Consider the following 1,670-nt stretch of genomic DNA (forward strand, 5'->3'; position numbering starts at 1 on the left):
AAAGATTTTGAAACCATTGTTGTGAACGTTCTGGATCAAATCGGGATAGTCCGGTGGGCTAAAGTCAGTATGGGTGTAAGGGTCAAGGATCCAATCGATGGGATCTAGAGCCCACGGCGCGGTTGGAACGTAATCCAGCCAAGGGTCAGCCTCTCCGTGTGATGAAACGTCCATTGGGTTGCCTGCTGGATGAGTAATTACCGGGCAATCTAAAATATCACCGACATATGGAAAGAAACCGGCAAAATTAGCAGCAAAAATCTTACCTCCACCAGCATGGACTGCATCCCACGTAGGACGCTGGGCAACAAGTCTCTCACCGGTTGCCTCATCATTACCCATAAAATACACATCTGAATAACCTCTCTGCTGGGCCCACGTTACAATCTCTGAGACCATTGCTGTAACTTCACTTGATGTATATGCGCCTCCGTTGCCGGCATGGATCGGGGTACCGGCTACAATATACAGCGGCCCGGCTGCTTTCATGCCCGCCTGTTCCCGCAATGACAGCTCGTGTGCAAAGCCAGTAAAATCGAGGGTACCATCACCAACATCTACAACCTCAGCGTTATAGATGTTGGGATTCATACAGCCGTGTGCAACCATATTCTTGTACTCGTTAATACGCATCTGATCGCTGTAATAAGCGGTAGCATAATAAAGACTGTATTCAAAGTTAGGCTCAAGTAGATCAAAATCCGGTACATCAAGTTCCAGGGTTAATGTCTGAGTTGGCGCATTTGTGGAGGTAACGCTAATAGTACCGGTGTATGTTCCTGAAATCGCATCATCCGGCACATGAACAGTCAGCCAGAACTGCTGGCGTGATGCAACATCTGCAGGCTGCAGCGTAGCTGTATCAATCGGTGTTCGAGTAAATTCCATGCCCTGTGTGAAAGGGGACACCAACTCTTCGTGATCTATTATCAGCAGACTGGGATCATGAAGCAGAACCTGGTTCATCCGACCGGGAAAATCCGTTATCCGCAGCCAGCAGGGCTGAACAACCCGAACATCTACAGCGCTGGAGGGGATGGTGGCCCCGAAATCACCTGATAACTGCCCAACGGTTACCATGAGATTCTCAAGAGTGCTGTCTGTTTCTACGACAAACGAGGCAGGCTCATACTCACCACGGCAGGCCATCATCCTTATATCTGTCCCAATTCGACAAGCAGCAACGGGTAGTTCCTTATGCTCCTGGATGGCATAGTTATTGATCGCAGGCTCAACAATAAAAGTTGAGACCATATGGTATTTGTTTTCCAGGTATCTCCAAATGGCTTGACGGTTATCGGCACCAAGAGCCGTATCGTAAACAATAATCTCAGCTATCAGGGCATCAGGACCTACGTTGGACAGTGGACTGTCGTCTTCGGCGCCGATAATAAAAATTCCATCCATAGTGTCGGACTCTATGCCCGAATCTTGACTCGTGAAATCAAGATAACTTTTTTCACCCTGTACCCAGGTATAAATGTGATAGGTATCCGTGTCATTGAAATCAAAGCCGGCAGCATCATTGACAAGAATCTGGTTGTTGTTCCAGAACAGTCTCTCACCGGTATTGCCGGAAACAATGTAGTTTTCTTCACTGGGCAATGCTAAGGACTTGAACTTTACAACGGCAAAGACCGAACCGGCATTCGCTAAACTTGATGTCAGAA

At 47.8% G+C, this 1,670-nt stretch carries 1 protein-coding gene; it reads right to left on the minus strand.

Annotated features, from left to right (window positions below; all coding sequences use genetic code 11):
• Positions 1 to 1,670 (minus strand): hypothetical protein (locus tag MK185_17835; protein ID MCH2042491.1); only part of this gene is annotated, 1,670 nt, incomplete at both ends.

Source organism: Saccharospirillaceae bacterium, from assembly GCA_022448365.1.
Taxonomy (GTDB): Bacteria; Pseudomonadota; Gammaproteobacteria; order Pseudomonadales; family Oceanobacteraceae; genus Bacterioplanoides.